Raw genomic sequence first — 14,402 nt, forward strand, 5'->3', positions numbered from 1 at the left:
GTCCCCTCCACTAAAGGGACTACTATAGTTCACGCAAAAACGGCCAGCGACGCGCCAAGCGGGCTCCCAATGCCAATCGCCCGGGGCCCGCGACAAAAATCGTCGAGAAGACGATCAGTAACAGCCAGGCGAACTGCCCTTCGGCCAGGCTCCACTCCGGATGCACCCAGATCACCGATACCGCGAGCAAAAATAGAACCGGCAACGTCGCAAGGCGCGTCAGAACGCCCAATACGATGAATACCGGACACAGTACTTCGGCGAAAATCGCCAGCGACAAGGTCAACAAACTCCCCATGCCAAATGGGTCTTCGATCAATCCCAATTCGTGGTCAAAATGGAGCAATTTGGGGATTCCATGCACTGACACCAGCATCAGACACCCAGTGATTCGTAGCCAGCACAGTGCGACATCGGCGGCGGTCGTTGTCGTCTCAATATCAGTCGTAGACATGTTCCCTGGTCTCCATAGAATTGAAATGAGCGTAGTCATGGGTGATTGAAATCAGCCGCTCACCCAAGTCCGCAAACAATTCACTGATCTGCGTATGCCCTGTCGCAATCCCCCACTTGGGAAAATAAACCTGTGCGTCTTCAGCGAACAACTCCAGGATATTGCGGCCATCCGGGGCGACACCGCCTGCCCCTAGAATGCAAAACAGGAACAACCAAAGGCTCCCCAAAAACCTGTGAAATCATTGACCGGCACTGACGACAACCGGGCCCTGTCGTGACTGTGTGAGTGGACGGCGCAAGGGCCGCTGCACTGATGCGTGCGGGCAGCGACCACCGCATTGGGTTTCCAGTGCCCGGGAACGTTAATGACAGGTGACCAATCCGGCATGACCGGAAGCGCGGGGGGAGCCAACTGATCGAATTCACCGGCGCCATAAACGACCTTGCCCCCCACCACCGTCAACACGGACTCGATCCACTTGATCGCCTCTTCATCGACGCTGAAAAAATCGGCGCTCAAGGCCACCACGTCAGCCAACTGACCGACCTTGATCTGCCCTTTCTTGCCCTGCTCCGATGAGAACCAGGCACTGCCATGGGTATACAGCTGCAACGCCGTATCCCGTGAAAGACCTTGTGGATAGAGCGTCATCCCGCCCACCGTTTTTCCACTGACCAGCCAGTACAACGATGTCCACGGGTTATAGCTGGAAACCCGGGTTGCGTCGGTGCCTGCCCCCACGGGCACGCCTTCGGACAGCATCCGCTGGATGGGCGGTGTCTGCTCGGCGGCCTTGTTGCCATAGCGCTCGACAAAATATTCCCCCTGGAACGCCATCCGGTCCTGAATAGCGATTCCGCCACCCAACGCCCGGACGCGCTCAATATTTTCAGGGGTGATGGTTTCGGCGTGATCGAAAAACCAAGGGAGGCCATTGAAGGGAATATCTCTGTCGACCTTCTCAAAAACGTTGAGCATCCGCGTGATGGATTCGTTATAGGTCGCATGAAGCCGGAAAGGCCAACGATGCTCGACCAGATGACGAACCACGGGCTCCAGCTCTTGTTCCATGCTCTGGGAAAGATCGGGGCGCGGCTCAAGAAAGTCCTCGAAGTCGGCAGCAGAGAACACCAGCATTTCACCGGCACCGTTGTGACGGAAGAAGTCGTTGCCGTCGCCCGGCTTGACCATGCTTGTCCAGCTCTTGAAGTCCGACAGTTCCTGCGTTGGCTTTTGAGTGAACAGGTTGTAAGCGATGCGTACGCTCAATTGATTTTTATCGGCCAGCTCGCGAATGACCTCGTAGTCGTCGGGGTAGTTCTGGAAGCCGCCCCCCGCATCAATGGCGCTGGTGACGCCCAACCGATTGAGCTCGCGCATGAACTGGCGTGTTGAGTTGACCTGATACTCCAGCGGCAACGTCGGGCCTTTGGCCAACGTCGAGTAAAGGATCATCGCGTTGGGGCGGGCGATCAGCATGCCGGTAGGATCACCATTGGCATCGCGCTGAATTTCCCCGCCAGGCGGATTGGGCGTATCGCGGGTGTAACCGACTACTTTCAACGCTGCCCGGTTCAACAGCGCACGATCATACAAATGCAATACGAACACCGGCGTGTCGGGGGCGGCTTTGTTCAGTTCGTCCAGCGTAGGCATTCTCTTTTCGGCGAACTGGAACTCCGTCCAGCCGCCCACTACCCTCACCCACTGTGGCGCAGGCGTACGATCAGCTTGTGCCTTGAGCATACGCAGGGCATCCGCCAGCGAAGGTACGCCTTCCCAACGCAGTTCCAGATTGAAATTCAATCCACCTCGAATCAGATGGAGGTGGGAGTCGTTCAGCCCGGGAATCGCTGTGCGTTTGTTCAAGTCAATGACCTGAGTGGCACTGCCACGCGTGGCCATGATTTCTTCGTCACTGCCAACCGCAATAAATTTCCCGTCCTTGATAGCCACGGCACTGGCCGTGGGTTTCTCGCGATCAACGGTGTGAAAGCGGCCATTGATCATGATCAAATCGGCGTTCATTGTGCCTCCTCGAATACTCGATGCTGATGAACCTGCTGATAGGGCAAACGGTAGTGCGCACCACAGCGCGCCCACGCCTGCGAGAACTGAGCTTTCGGCAAGAAATCGTCTGCAACTGCTATCGGTAGAGTCCTTTTCATGGACGCTCCCCGCCTTTATCACCATTGAGCCAAGGTGCGAATAGCCGGGTCACAGGCGGCATGAACAGGTAAACCACCAGCAATACGATGGTCAGCGTGATCACCACATTGCTCTGCAAGTACCCTCCCAGCCACGGCACCCGTGCGAACACCGGGCCCCAGCACAAAGGGACAGCCAATGACAGCGGAAGGATGACCAAAAAGGTGATGCAAGCCTGTTTCCACCGGGGCGGCGGTGACGCCTGGGATGTCTCGGGAGTGAACCAGAACTCGCGGCCCTGGCTGACCTCGAGTTGATCACCATCGGCCAGCAGGTCTTGCACCTCAACCACCAGCAAACGACGGTCCTCGGAGTCCAGCCAGGCCTGAAGTTTCTCCGTGCAGGAGAAGCGCAGAACGCTGGTGAAGAGATGAATACCGTCACGGCGGCTGCGAAAAACATCCACGCCCAAGTGCCCCTCATAACCCTTGGCGGTATCGACTGTTTTTCGAAGCCAGGCTTCATAGGCGCCCTCACTGCCCTGCCGGGTTCGGTGCCGAACGACTAACGTGGCCACTTCATTGGCATTGTAAATGCTCATTGCGACCTCCTGGGCTGCCCGTCCCGTGAGTCAATACGGTCGTCAGGCAAGTTGGAACCTGCCCGTCCATCCGCACTCGCCTGAGAGCGCCTTATTCCCCTTCGGAATGAGGCGCAAAACAGATCAGTGACTTTCAGAGGCGTTGAACATCGTTTTGGCGTAAATCAAACCAAGACCATAAGCGCCACCATGGGCAATGGAGGTTTTGACCGTCTCGTTGTAGGTGTCGCTCCGAGCCCAGTCGCGTTGCAGTTCCAGCAGGTACTGAAGCGAAGTCATTGGACGCGCGCCTGCCTGGATCATACGGCTGATGGCGCGTTCGTGAGCCTCATCTGAAACGTCACCGCAGGCGTCACAAATGATGTAGACCTCGAACCCTTGTTCGAGCGCCGATATCGCAGGGCCCACGATGCAGACCGACGTCCAGAGACCGGCAAGAACGATTCTATTGCGGCCGATCTTGTTCACTTCGACGGCGATTCGCTCATCTTCCCAGGTATTCATGCTGGTTCGATCAATGAGTGCCTGACCAGCAAAAGTCGAGGTGATTTCTTCAAACATAGGGCCTGAAAAACTTTTCTCAGCGACCGTGGTAAGAATGGCCGGAACACCAAATTCCTTTGCTGCTTTGGAGATCAGTGCAGCGTTGTTTCGAAGGGTGACGGCGTCTATGGATTTGGTGGCAAATGACATCTGAGATTGGAAGTCGATGAGGATCAGAGCGTGGTTGGAAGGATCCAACAGGCCTTTACCGGGTGCTGCTTTTGCAGTTGCCATGACACTTCTCCAGATACGTTTGGGAGTGTGCATTCTCATGGTGTGCTGGAGCAGGCGATTGTATGGATGTGCGATTTTGGAAGGTTTGTGCTGAGATAATTGCTGTTTCCGGATCCGGATCGGAGCAGACCGCATGTCTGGACATACGCCTTTTTTACGCGATCCCAGATGTTTTCTGAGCGATTCGCCTGTAAAAACGGCTTTGCTCCACGAAAAAGCCTGTACCCCGAAAATGAGGAAGCTCGAGCATGCGTCCGATGTCCGATAAAGCCATGCCCTCTGCCTATACACCGACCATTGATGAGTTCTTGCTCATCCATTTCAAACACAGTATCGAGGCGTCTGACCCCGTCATCTATCACTTGGCCTGTGCGGTGATGCCCATGCTCAACCAGCCTGATGAAGCCAATCGCTTTTTTATCGATCAAATCATGATGGCCATGCAGGCGCACCTTTCCCTCCATCAGGGTCAGAGAAGCGTTGCAGTGTCTTCGAAGGATCGAGGCCTGGCGCCCTGGCAGCAGAGACGAGCAAAGGAAATGTTATGCGCCCATATTGCCGATGGTGTATCTGTTGAAAAACTGGCCCGTGAGTGCTCCTTCTCTCGCTGCCATTTCAGCCGGGCGTTCAAGCTCAGTCTCGGATCGAGCCCTCATCAGTACCTTCTGCAACTACGCGTGGACAAAGCCAAAAAACTGCTCCTGAACCCCTTGTTGAAAATTACCGATGTCGCTATTGATTGCGGATTTTCCGATAGCTCGCATTTCACCAAGGTATTCAGTCGATGTACCGGGTTCTCGCCGTCTTACTGGCGTCAGCTCAACACTGGCTTTCGATAATCCCCTTAGCCCTGAGGGCTCCTCTGTGACCACACCATGGATCTCTCAACTCACCACCGATAAATTCACTGTGGTAAGGACACAGCAAAAAGATCCTGACGTAGAAAGGCTTGTGGACATACCGTGCCTTGACATGTTTTCAATCATTGTTCAGCTGGAGGACTTCGCTGATCATCGACTTTGGCGCGGGGGACGGCTTGCTTACTCCGGCGGTTACAGAAAAGCCAGTGCATCGTTACCCTTTATGGGAGACGAGTTGAGGTGCCAGCACCGGGCCCCCTATGACAATGTCCGTTTCAATATTCCACGCTCAACCTTTGATGATCTTCAGCAGGAAAATGGAATCAGGCGCTTTGACCGTTTCCAATACGATCAGGGTGGCAAGGACGAAACCCTCCATCATCTCGCCTGTGCCCTGTTGCCGACCCTCAACCAATCGAACACACGGAACCAACTGCTCCTTGACCACATTTTTTTCGCTACCTGTGATCATGTGCTGCGTCGTTACGTTCGTGGCGGGACGAACAGCGCTGATGCCAATTGCAAGCTGACAACCTGGCAGCTCGTGCTGGCAAAGGAAATCATCGCCACCCACTTGGCGGGTGATCTCTCGGTCGACACCATTGCCAGGGAATGCTCCCTGTCACGGAGCCATTTCTCCCGGGCATTCAAGCAGACCACAGGGATGACACCTCATGCCTGGTTGACGCAAATGCGCGTCGAAAAAGCCAAAGAACTGATACTGTCCCAACCCTCGAAACCCATCTCTTCTATCGCCCGCGAATGTGGATTTTCAGACCAATCCCACCTGACTCGCGTGTTCACCCGGTTGCTCGGGGTCCCTCCCGTAGCCTGGAGGCGGCAACGTGATGCAAGCGTCTTCCTGTATCGATGAAGTCGGGCCAAGCGAAGCGCCTGGTCGGATGTTGTTTGGCTGAGTATCCGCAGGGGCTCGCTGGCGTGAGCTGCCTCACCCCACGGTTCGCGCAGCGCGCACTTTCGCGTGTCGCGAGAATCCGATTTTGATGCCAACCAGCATGGGCGCGGCCACTACAAAAAGCAGGGCAACAGCGATGAACGCTGTGTCGAAGGCAATCACAGTGGCCTGACCTGACACGACCCGGCCCAGTAGGCTCACCGCTGCCCGGCCAGCGGCCGCTGCATCCATCCCTTTCACCGTCAGCATGGTTGTCGTGGTCGTCAGCCGTTCGATGAGCGCAGCTCCTCCGGGGGTGACATTGGCGCCGAGGACCACGGCATTGGCGAAGACGTTATGGTCGATCAGTGTCTGGAGCCCTGCGACGCCCATCAGACCACCCAACTGGCGCCCCGTATTGAAGAGGCCTATCCCGCAGGCGAGGTTTCGGCTGTTGAGGTCGCTGAACGCGATCAGCGTGATCGACAGAAACAGGAAGCCAAGGCCCAGACCGCGCAACAGGATGGCCGCCATCATGTCGTCCGTGCCGCTTTCGCCGGTCGAACCGGACAGCATCCACATCGCAACCATGATCATCAGGATTCCAAAGGGCACTGTGGCGACCGGCGGAACGCGGCGGACCTGCATGAGATAAGCAGAAATGAGGAGTCCGCCGATAAACAACCCGCCACTGGGCAACAGGAGCAGGCCGGCATCGGTAGGCGTGAACGCGAGGACCGACAGGGCGAACGCCGGGATCAAAAACGCGCTGCCAAACAAGGCGGCGCCGGCGACAAAACTGACGATAAAGGCGAAGGAAAAATCGCTCGATTTGAACAGGGTGAAGTCGAGCAGACCTTGGCCTTTGGCCAACACTTGTTGGCCGAGAAATGCCAGCAGCGCGGCTGTGCCGATCACAGTTAGCCAGAGGATGCGTGGTTCCTCGAACCAGTCCCATCGACTGCCCTGGCTGAGAGCGTAGGTGAAGCAGAACAGCGTGGCAGCGATCAGCGCGAAGCCGACCCAGTCAAACGGACGGCGCCGGGCCTTGGCTGGCATCGGGCCGTCTGCGATCAGCAGAAGTCCGGTCGCCGCCAGGGCCACCGGAACGACGCTGAAGAAAATCCATGTCCAGGATTGGCTATCGATCAACCACCCTTGAAGGGCCGGGGCGAGCGTCGCGGACGCGACAACGGCGCCCATGGCAAACAGGGCTTGAAGGATGGGTTGGCGAGATCGCGCAAAGGCGCGAAATATGATCGCCTGCCCCCCGACCAGCAGGGTGCCGCCAGCGAAGCCCTGAATAATTCGAAGCGCGATCAGCAGGTCCAGCCGAGCGGTGATGGCGGCAATGCCGCATGCCGTGCCCATGACCAAGGTTGAGCCGATGATCACATGACGCGGATTAAAACGCGTCAGCAGCCAAGGCGCGGTCATGAACCCGATCAGCTTGAGCGCGGTGTAGCCGATATCCAGCCAGGCGAACTCATCAGGCGTTGCATAGGTGTCGCCGATGATGTCGCCGCGTCCGAGCGACAGAACGGTGCTGGCGATCGCTTCCGTCAGCGTGGCAAGCACGATGCCCACCATGAGCAAGGCACCGGTCGTAGCGCGGGTGTTGCTCCGCGTCGCGCTGGCATCCGCGTTCATGATCCCTCCCCGTGCGCAACCTCAACTCGGGCGGACAGGCCCGGCACGATGCGGCCCGGCAATGAGTTGTGGACAAGCCGGATCTTCACCGGAACACGCTGCACGACACGCACAAAGTTGCCGGTCGCGTTGTCGGTGGGGAGCAGGCTGAACGCCGACCCGCTACCCGGTGCAAAGCTGTCGACCACGCCTTCAAGTGCCCCGCTGGGGTAGCCGTCGACTGTGATGCGCACGCGCTGACCGGGGCGGATTTGTTCGAGCTGGGTTTCCTTGAAGTTCGCCACGATCCACACATCATTGACCGGCACGATATCGAGCAAGGCAACGCCCGTCGTAACAAAGCGGCCGATGCGAACCTGACGGTTACCGACCACGCCATCAACCGGCGCGCGTACCACGGTGCTGTCGAGATCGATCTGGGCAAGATCTCGTGCGGCCTGCGCCTGCGTCACCGCAGCCACGGCAGCTTCCCGCTCGGCCACAAGGACGGCGATGTGTTGCTGTTGCGCCTCCACCGATGCCGAAGCGGCCGATACCGTCGCTTCGGCTCTGGATTGTGCCGCGCCGGTTTCATCGACCAGCGCTTGGCTGACCGCGTTGCTGACGATAAGTTTGCGGCTGCGATCGTGGGTTTTGGTCGCCAGATTCATCTCGGCCACGCCCGAGCGTCTCTGGGCTTCGGCCTGTCGAATCAGGGCACGCTGAAGCTGGGTTTGCGCGTCGACATGGGTCAGGCGAGCCTGGGCAGCGCTGACATTGGCCACGGCTTGCGCCAGCCGTGCGCGGTAGTCCCGATCATCGATACGGAACAGGACGTCACCGGCCCGGACGGTTTGGTTGTCCTCGACCTCGACCGCAGTGACATAGCCGGCAACCTTGGCGGCGAGCGACGTGACGTCGCCGCGCACGTAAGCGTTATCGGTGGAGGTCGCACCGCTCGAAAGCGCCAGGGCCCATCCGCCAGCCAGGACCACCACGGCACCGATGCACAGCAAGATGCCGATCTTCTTTCTCTTGCTTTGCCGCACCACCACGACAGGGATCTCGGCGCTTGCGCCGGTGGCAATGGCGGCCTTGTCCTGAAGCGCGTTCATGTTGTCATTTCCTGTTCAATGCCTGGGACTACAGCAGCCACGGGCGGCAGTGGCCTGCCGCCCGGCTGTCGAGCATTCATGTGCGCGTCATCGGCTCACTTTTTGATCGGTGTAACGAGCGTCTTTTCATCGGTGTCGAGGACGAACACGGCCAACAGGCGTGCGGGTTGGGTGTCGCTGGCGTTGGCGCTGACTTCGTGCACGGAGCCCGGCTCCTCTACGAAGTTTTCGCCGACGTTGTAGATCTTTTCCGGCTCGCCTTTGACTTTGATGCGAAACGAGCCCTCCAGGACCGTTGCATAAATGAAAGCCGTTTTCGGATGGGTGTGGGACGGCGACGCGGCGCCCGGCCCATACTCGACGACTACGCCTTTCATGCTCTTGCCAGGGATGTTGGGAATGGGACGGTCAAACACGACCGTCACCTTGCCGGAGGGCGGCTCAGCGGCCGACACTGCGCTGATCGAGAGCGCTGCGAAGGCAGCGGCCAAGAGGTATCGGGTAAACATGGCAATTCTCCTTCTTGGTGTGAGTTGTGACGTCGCGGCCTGTTACCCGGCCGTCGACTGACTGAGCCAGTCTTCGAAGCGGATCGCGCCCAGACGCGGGTTCTTGCCGGGTGTCAGCGATTGATCGTCAAGCACGGCGCCGTAGTAGCGCGCGTGTACGTCCGGTACGACCTGGCGAGTATCCTGAGTGGCCCGCAGAAAGCGCCTGATCAGCTCGTCTAGCGGCATGGCTTCGGGCCCCGCGACTTCGACCGTGCCATTGACCGGCGCTGCCAGCACGACGTCGGTGAGCGCCGCCACCACGTCGTCGGACGCCAACGGTTGGATCAGCGCCGGCGAAACGCAAAGCTCTTCGCCGACGGTAAACGAATGGGCAATGCCGCCGACAAATTCGAAGAACTGCGTCGCACGCAAAATGGAGTAAGGAATGCCGGACGCCTTGATGAGGTTTTCCTGCGCGACCTTGGCCCGGAAATAGCCGTTCTCGGGAAGCCGTTCGCTACCGACGATCGACAGGGCAACGTGATGCCGAACACCGGCGGCCGCTTCGGCGGCGAGCAGGTTACGGCTTGACGTTTCGAAGAAATCGAGGACGGCCTGGTCCTCCCACGACGGCGCGTTCGCCACGTCGACGACGATGTCAGCACCATCCATCGCCTGGGCCAAACCCTCGCGGGTAATGCTGTTTACGCCCGTGCTGGGGCTGGCTGCGAGCACGTCATGACCGCGCTCGCGGAGGTTGTTCACAAGTTTCGATCCGATGAGGCCGGAGCCTCCGATGACGACGATCTTCATGGGCTTTCTCCACGTGTCGACTGCAACCATTGCGTCGGTGTAAAGGGAGATTGCCTGCGCGCGTCAGCGAAGTCCTTGTGCCTGCTGTGGGTTTCCCTCCATGAACGCTTGGTTTTACGTCCAAAGAGGCCGCTGCCCGACGTCGTCATCGCTGCGGACGGTGCGGCGGGTTTAGCGCTGCCGTATCATCAATTTCAAATACTAATCGCCAGTCGCCTGGAACACGGAGTTGAGGGCGCTCGCCAGGGGAACCTCACTTTGCCATTCGTGTTTGAAGACTACGTGCTCGATCAGGAGCGCCGGGAACTCACCTTGCGCGGACACGTCGTGGACATCGGGCCGCAAGTCTTCGACTTATTGCTGCAGCTCGTCAGCAACCGCGATCGCGTCGTCAGCAAGGACGACCTGCTCAAGACGGTGTGGTGCGGTCGGATCGTTTCGGAATCGACGATCACCAGCCACATCAATGCGGTGCGCAAGGCCATCGGCGATAGCGGCGAAGAACAACGACTGGTGCGCACGGTCGCCCGAAAGGGCTACCGCTTCGTCGGCGAGATCAAGGTCGGCGAGATCGACGGAGCACGACAACCTGACGGGCCTGGCACCGGCGAAATTGCGCCCGTGGATCCGAAGCAAACACCGCCCTCCTCGCTCGTCCTCCCGGACAAACCCTCCATTACCGTCCTGCCCTTCCACAACCTGAGCGGTGACCCGGAGCAGGAGTATTTCGCCGACGGCATGGTCGAGGACATCATCGCCGCCCTGTCGCGAATCCGCTGGCTGTTCGTCATCGCGCGCAATTCGAGCTTCACCTACAAGGGCCGCGCGGTGGACATCAAGGGCATCGGCCAGGAGCTCGGCGTGCGTTACGTGCTCGAGGGTAGCGTGCGCAAGTCCGGAAACAAGGTACGCATCACCGGGCAACTCATCGACGCAACAACCGGGATGCATATCTGGGCGGAGCGCTTTGAAGGCCTGCTCGACGACATCTTTGAACTGCAGGATCAAATCGCCGAAAGCGTCGTTGGCGCCATCGCGCCGCAGCTGGAGCGAGCGGAAATCGAGCGCGCCAAGCGCAAACCGACGGAAAGCCTGGACGCCTACGACTATTACCTGCGCGGCATGGCAAAACTGCACAGCGGCACCCGGGAAGCCATCGAGGTGGCGCTGCCGTTGTTCTACAAGGCCATCGAGCTCGACCCGGAATTTGCATCGGCCTATGGCATGGCATCCTGGTGTCACTTCTGGCGCAAATTGAATGGTTGGATGATCGATCGGACTCAAGAGATCGCCGAAGGCATACGGCTTGCGCGGCTGGCGGTGGCACTCGGCCGGGATGATGCGGTGGCGCTGACGCGAGGCGGACATGCGCTTGCCCATCTCGCTGGCGATGTCGATGGCGGCATTGCCCTGCTCGACAGGGCACGCCTGCTCAATCCCAACCTCGCCCCCGCCTGGTTCCTGGGCGGTATCCTGCGCGCACTGCGCGGTGAAACAGATGAAGCGATTGAGCATTTGACCCATGCCGTTCGCTTGAGTCCGCTGGACCCGGAAATGTTCCGGATGCAGGTGGGAATGGCGCTCGCGTATTTCTTCGCCGGGCGCTTCGACGCCGCTTCGGCCTGGGCAGAGAAGGCGCTGGGGAACCTGCCCACCCTCCTGCCCTCGGTTGCCCTGATGGCGGCCAGTCATGCGCTCACCGGGCAAATGGATAAAGCGAAGCAGGCGATACAGCGCCTGCACGAGCTGGAACCCTCGTTGCGCGTCTCCAACCTGAAAGACTGGCTGCCAATCCAACGGCCCGAGGATCTCGCGCGGTTCGCGGATGGACTGCGGCTGGCCGGGTTGCCCGAGTGACCGAAGCTCAATTGCAGCGTTAAAATTCGACAGATTTGGTTCACATTTTTGAGGATGACCACCGTATGTCCAGGCTCGACACCTCCCTGCAAGACACCGCCGCACCTGAAGGCGTTTGTTACGGCTGCGGCAGCAGTAATCCGCACGGGCTTCACATCAAGAGCTTCTGGCATGACGACGGTGTGCATGTCATGGCCGAACACTTGCCTGACGCCAAGTATTGCGGCTGGCCGGATCTGGTTTACGGCGGGCTGATAGCGATGCTGGTTGACTGCCATTCGAACTGGACGGCGATGGCTTATCACTACCGCACGGAACACCGCGAAGTCGCAAGCCTCCCCCGCATCAATTGCGTCACTGGCAACCTCGGCATCAAGTTCATCAAACCGACACCGATGGGTGTACCGCTGACCCTGCGTGCGAAAGTCGAAGGTGAGGTTGGACGCAAAACTCGCGTTATCTGTGAGGTCTACGCGGGGGATGTGCTGACAGCTATTGGAGACTCCGTTTTTGTTCGTGTGGATACTGAGCAACTGGCTGCGGTTGCTCATAGTCGGTAGGTTGCTTCTACCCATCACTTCTAAACGCGACCGATTATTCACAATTCGTGCGCAACGCCTTTACTTTAGTGCTCTTGATGCAGAATCTGCGATGAATATGCTGTTCATAGGTTGAACCCGTGATCTCGCATAAGACAGAGAAAGAGCCCACTCCATGAACAGCCCTAGAACGCTCTACCAGAAGCACATCGACAGTCACACTGTTTGTCCTCTCGATGACCAAGGCCATGTGCTTTTGTACATTGACCGACAAGTCGCTAATGAATACACCAGTCCGCAAGCATTCAGTGGTATGCGTGAAGCCGGCCGCAAAGTCTGGCGCCCAAGTGCAACGCTAGCGGTTGTCGACCACGTTAACCCGACTGCGCCTATTCGCATCGCCACCATGCCGGACGCCGGCGGCGCACTGCAGGTGTCGTACTTCGAAGAAAACTGCCGTGACTTCGGTATCGAACTGTTTGACGTGCTCGACAAGCGCCAGGGTATCGAACACGTCGTGGCTCCCGAGCAAGGCTTTATCATGCCGGGAATGGTCGTCGCCGCGGGTGACAGTCACACCACGACCTATGGTGCATTAGGCGCGTTCGGTTTTGGCATTGGCACTTCTGAAATAGAGCATCTGCTGGCATCGCAGACGCTGGTCTACAAGCGCCTGAAGACCATGCGAGTCACCGTGAATGGGACACTTGGGACAGGTGTGACGTCCAAAGACATCATCATGGCGCTGATTGAAAACATCGGTGCTTCGGGCGCGACGGGCTACGCGATTGAGTTTGCAGGGCCGGCGATCAATGACCTCAGCGTCGAAGCCCGAATGACCATCTGCAACATGGCCGTGGAGGCAGGAGCCAGGGGCGCATTCATGGCGCCGGACGACAAGGTCTTTGCCTATCTGCAACTTAAGCCCCGTGCACCTCAAGGTGAAATGTGGAAGCAGGCAGTCGCTAAATGGAGAGGACTGCATAGCGACGAAGGCGCTCTGTTTGATTGCGAAGTCACGCTCGACGTCGACGCGTTGGAGCCCATGGTGACATGGGGGACCAGCCCTGATCAGGCCGCACCGGTTGGCGGTTATGTGCCGGATCCAGCCACACAGCCAGACCTTATTCTGCGCCAAGGTATGCAACGCGCATTGGACTACATGGGCCTGGAACCAGGAATGCCACTGCGCGACGTAGTGATCAGTCATGCATTCATTGGGTCATGCACCAATGCACGAATCGAAGACTTGCGTGATGTAGCCCGTGTTGTGCGCGGCAAGCGTGTTGCTCCTCATGTCCGGGCAATGATTGTTCCCGGTTCAACCCTGGTACGTAACCAGGCTGAAGCAGAGGGGCTTGCGCAAATTTTCCTGGATGCCGGTTTTGAGTGGCGCCAATCAGGTTGCTCGATGTGCCTGGCCATGAATGACGACGTGCTCGCCCCCGGTGATCGGTGCGCATCCAGCACCAATCGTAATTTCGAAGGACGTCAGGGCGCGGGTGCACGTACTCACTTGATGAGCCCTGCCATGGTTGCCGCTGCTGCGATAACCGGGCATTTGACCGACGTTCGTTCTTTCGCTTTGGAGGCTTGAAGCATGCAACCTTTCGATATCGTGAGTGGCAGCGCCGCCCCGTTTTTAGCTTCCAACATCGACACCGACGTGATCATGCCCAAGCAATTCCTTAAGGGAATTGATCGCAAGGGGTTGGACAGAGGACTGTTTTTCGATCTGAGGCTCCTTGAATCCGGAGAGCCAAACCCAGCGTTCATCCTCAACCAACCGGCGTGGAGCGATGCGGCGTTTTTGGTGGTCGGGCCCAACTTTGGTTGCGGCTCAAGTCGCGAGCACGCCGTTTGGGGTTTGAAGCAGGTGGGTATCCGCGCGCTGATCGGCACCCGTTTTGCCGGTATTTTCTACGACAACTGCCAGCGCAATGGCGTACTTGCCATTCAAGTGTCTGAGGCTCAGCTGAAACAAATTGCGGGCATTATCAGCAACGCAGAAACAGCGAAGATCAGCGTGAATCTGCCAGAGCAAAAAATCGAGCTAGCTGACGGCGCGGTCATTCCCTTCCAGATCGATCAGTTGCGCAAGCAATCGTTGCTGCTGGGGCTTGATGCCATTGGCACCACGCTCCAACGTGCCGAGCAAATTCGAAGTTTTGAAGCTCGGCACCTGTCGGAAAATCCCTGGTTGTAACAGCAAGGTATGCG

At 58.3% G+C, this 14,402-nt stretch carries 14 protein-coding genes; 6 read left to right on the forward strand and 8 right to left on the reverse strand.

The features are described from left to right. Positions 1–22: 22 nt before the first annotated feature. From AC3IUE_RS21380 to AC3IUE_RS21395, 4 genes are all read right to left on the reverse strand, one after another. A complete protein-coding gene (locus tag AC3IUE_RS21380; protein ID WP_489263662.1) occupies positions 23–454 on the reverse strand; it encodes a DoxX family protein in 432 nt (143 codons plus the stop codon). A 192-nt stretch (positions 455–646) separates the two neighbouring features. After that, entirely contained in the window at positions 647–2,485 is a 1,839-nt protein-coding gene (locus AC3IUE_RS21385; RefSeq protein ID WP_489263663.1) for an amidohydrolase, read from the reverse strand. A gap of 136 nt (positions 2,486–2,621) precedes the next feature. Beyond that, the gene (locus AC3IUE_RS21390; protein ID WP_489263664.1) at positions 2,622–3,206 is read right to left on the reverse strand and encodes an antibiotic biosynthesis monooxygenase; all 585 of its coding nucleotides are present in this window, start codon (positions 3,204–3,206) and stop codon (positions 2,622–2,624) included. A gap of 123 nt (positions 3,207–3,329) precedes the next feature. Then, the gene (locus AC3IUE_RS21395) at positions 3,330–3,983 is read right to left on the reverse strand and encodes a hydrolase (protein ID WP_489263665.1); all 654 of its coding nucleotides are present in this window, start codon (positions 3,981–3,983) and stop codon (positions 3,330–3,332) included. A 248-nt stretch (positions 3,984–4,231) separates the two neighbouring features. On the opposite strand from AC3IUE_RS21395, the gene AC3IUE_RS21400 reads away from it, so the two are divergent. Both AC3IUE_RS21400 and AC3IUE_RS21405 read left to right on the forward strand, forming a co-directional pair. Then, positions 4,232–4,822, forward strand: a complete 591-nt coding sequence (locus AC3IUE_RS21400; protein WP_489263666.1) for a helix-turn-helix domain-containing protein — start codon at positions 4,232–4,234, stop codon at positions 4,820–4,822. A 133-nt stretch (positions 4,823–4,955) separates the two neighbouring features. Next, positions 4,956–5,717, forward strand: a complete 762-nt coding sequence (locus AC3IUE_RS21405) for a helix-turn-helix domain-containing protein (protein ID WP_489263667.1) — start codon at positions 4,956–4,958, stop codon at positions 5,715–5,717. A 75-nt stretch (positions 5,718–5,792) separates the two neighbouring features. Here the strand turns inward: AC3IUE_RS21405 and AC3IUE_RS21410 are convergent, their stop codons facing one another. The 4 genes from AC3IUE_RS21410 to AC3IUE_RS21425 all read right to left on the reverse strand — a co-directional run bounded on the left by AC3IUE_RS21410 (position 5,793) and on the right by AC3IUE_RS21425 (position 9,786). Continuing rightward, entirely contained in the window at positions 5,793–7,388 is a 1,596-nt protein-coding gene (locus AC3IUE_RS21410; RefSeq protein WP_489263668.1) for an MFS transporter, read from the reverse strand. Then, positions 7,385–8,482 (reverse strand): HlyD family secretion protein, encoded by a 1,098-nt coding sequence (locus tag AC3IUE_RS21415; RefSeq protein ID WP_489263669.1) that lies wholly within the window; start codon positions 8,480–8,482, stop codon positions 7,385–7,387. The genes AC3IUE_RS21410 and AC3IUE_RS21415 overlap by 4 nt, the downstream gene beginning before the upstream one ends. Positions 8,483–8,577: 95 nt before the next feature. Continuing rightward, a complete protein-coding gene (locus tag AC3IUE_RS21420; protein ID WP_489263670.1) occupies positions 8,578–8,991 on the reverse strand; it encodes a cupin domain-containing protein in 414 nt (137 codons plus the stop codon). Between the two features lie 42 nt (positions 8,992–9,033). After that, positions 9,034–9,786 carry an SDR family oxidoreductase gene (locus tag AC3IUE_RS21425; RefSeq protein ID WP_489263671.1) on the reverse strand — a complete coding sequence of 251 codons (753 nt, stop codon included), beginning with the start codon at positions 9,784–9,786 and terminating at the stop codon, positions 9,034–9,036. 258 nt (positions 9,787–10,044) lie between these two features. Here AC3IUE_RS21425 and AC3IUE_RS21430 point away from each other — a divergent pair, with 258 nt between their 5' ends. The 4 genes from AC3IUE_RS21430 (at position 10,045) to leuD (ending at position 14,388) form a co-directional block, all read left to right on the forward strand. Further along, a complete protein-coding gene (locus AC3IUE_RS21430; RefSeq protein WP_489263672.1) occupies positions 10,045–11,643 on the forward strand; it encodes a winged helix-turn-helix domain-containing protein in 1,599 nt (532 codons plus the stop codon). A gap of 65 nt (positions 11,644–11,708) precedes the next feature. Next, positions 11,709–12,203, forward strand: a complete 495-nt coding sequence (locus AC3IUE_RS21435; protein ID WP_489263673.1) for a PaaI family thioesterase — start codon at positions 11,709–11,711, stop codon at positions 12,201–12,203. Positions 12,204–12,357: 154 nt separating this feature from the next. Further along, positions 12,358–13,779: a 3-isopropylmalate dehydratase large subunit gene (gene leuC, locus AC3IUE_RS21440; RefSeq protein ID WP_489263674.1), complete on the forward strand. Its 1,422-nt coding sequence runs from the start codon at positions 12,358–12,360 to the stop codon at positions 13,777–13,779. Positions 13,780–13,782: 3 nt separating this feature from the next. After that, positions 13,783–14,388: a 3-isopropylmalate dehydratase small subunit gene (gene leuD, locus AC3IUE_RS21445; protein WP_489263676.1), complete on the forward strand. Its 606-nt coding sequence runs from the start codon at positions 13,783–13,785 to the stop codon at positions 14,386–14,388. The last annotated feature ends 14 nt before the right edge of the window (positions 14,389–14,402 follow it).

The sequence above is a fragment of the Pseudomonas sp. GL_093 genome, assembly GCF_057837605.1.

Bases quoted from the DNA above. Each gene is read 5' to 3' on its own strand.
- AC3IUE_RS21380 (WP_489263662.1), bottom strand. From the start codon at position 454: ATGTCTACGACTGATATTGAGACGACAACGACCGCCGCCGATGTCGCA.
- AC3IUE_RS21385 (WP_489263663.1), bottom strand. From the start codon at position 2,485: ATGAACGCCGATTTGATCATGATCAATGGCCGCTTTCACACCGTTGAT.
- AC3IUE_RS21390 (WP_489263664.1), bottom strand. From the start codon at position 3,206: ATGAGCATTTACAATGCCAATGAAGTGGCCACGTTAGTCGTTCGGCAC.
- AC3IUE_RS21395 (WP_489263665.1), bottom strand. From the start codon at position 3,983: ATGGCAACTGCAAAAGCAGCACCCGGTAAAGGCCTGTTGGATCCTTCC.
- AC3IUE_RS21400 (WP_489263666.1), top strand. From the start codon at position 4,232: ATGCGTCCGATGTCCGATAAAGCCATGCCCTCTGCCTATACACCGACC.
- AC3IUE_RS21405 (WP_489263667.1), top strand. From the start codon at position 4,956: ATGTTTTCAATCATTGTTCAGCTGGAGGACTTCGCTGATCATCGACTT.
- AC3IUE_RS21410 (WP_489263668.1), bottom strand. From the start codon at position 7,388: ATGAACGCGGATGCCAGCGCGACGCGGAGCAACACCCGCGCTACGACC.
- AC3IUE_RS21415 (WP_489263669.1), bottom strand. From the start codon at position 8,482: ATGAACGCGCTTCAGGACAAGGCCGCCATTGCCACCGGCGCAAGCGCC.
- AC3IUE_RS21420 (WP_489263670.1), bottom strand. From the start codon at position 8,991: ATGTTTACCCGATACCTCTTGGCCGCTGCCTTCGCAGCGCTCTCGATC.
- AC3IUE_RS21425 (WP_489263671.1), bottom strand. From the start codon at position 9,786: ATGAAGATCGTCGTCATCGGAGGCTCCGGCCTCATCGGATCGAAACTT.
- AC3IUE_RS21435 (WP_489263673.1), top strand. From the start codon at position 11,709: ATGTCCAGGCTCGACACCTCCCTGCAAGACACCGCCGCACCTGAAGGC.
- leuC (WP_489263674.1), top strand. From the start codon at position 12,358: ATGAACAGCCCTAGAACGCTCTACCAGAAGCACATCGACAGTCACACT.
- leuD (WP_489263676.1), top strand. From the start codon at position 13,783: ATGCAACCTTTCGATATCGTGAGTGGCAGCGCCGCCCCGTTTTTAGCT.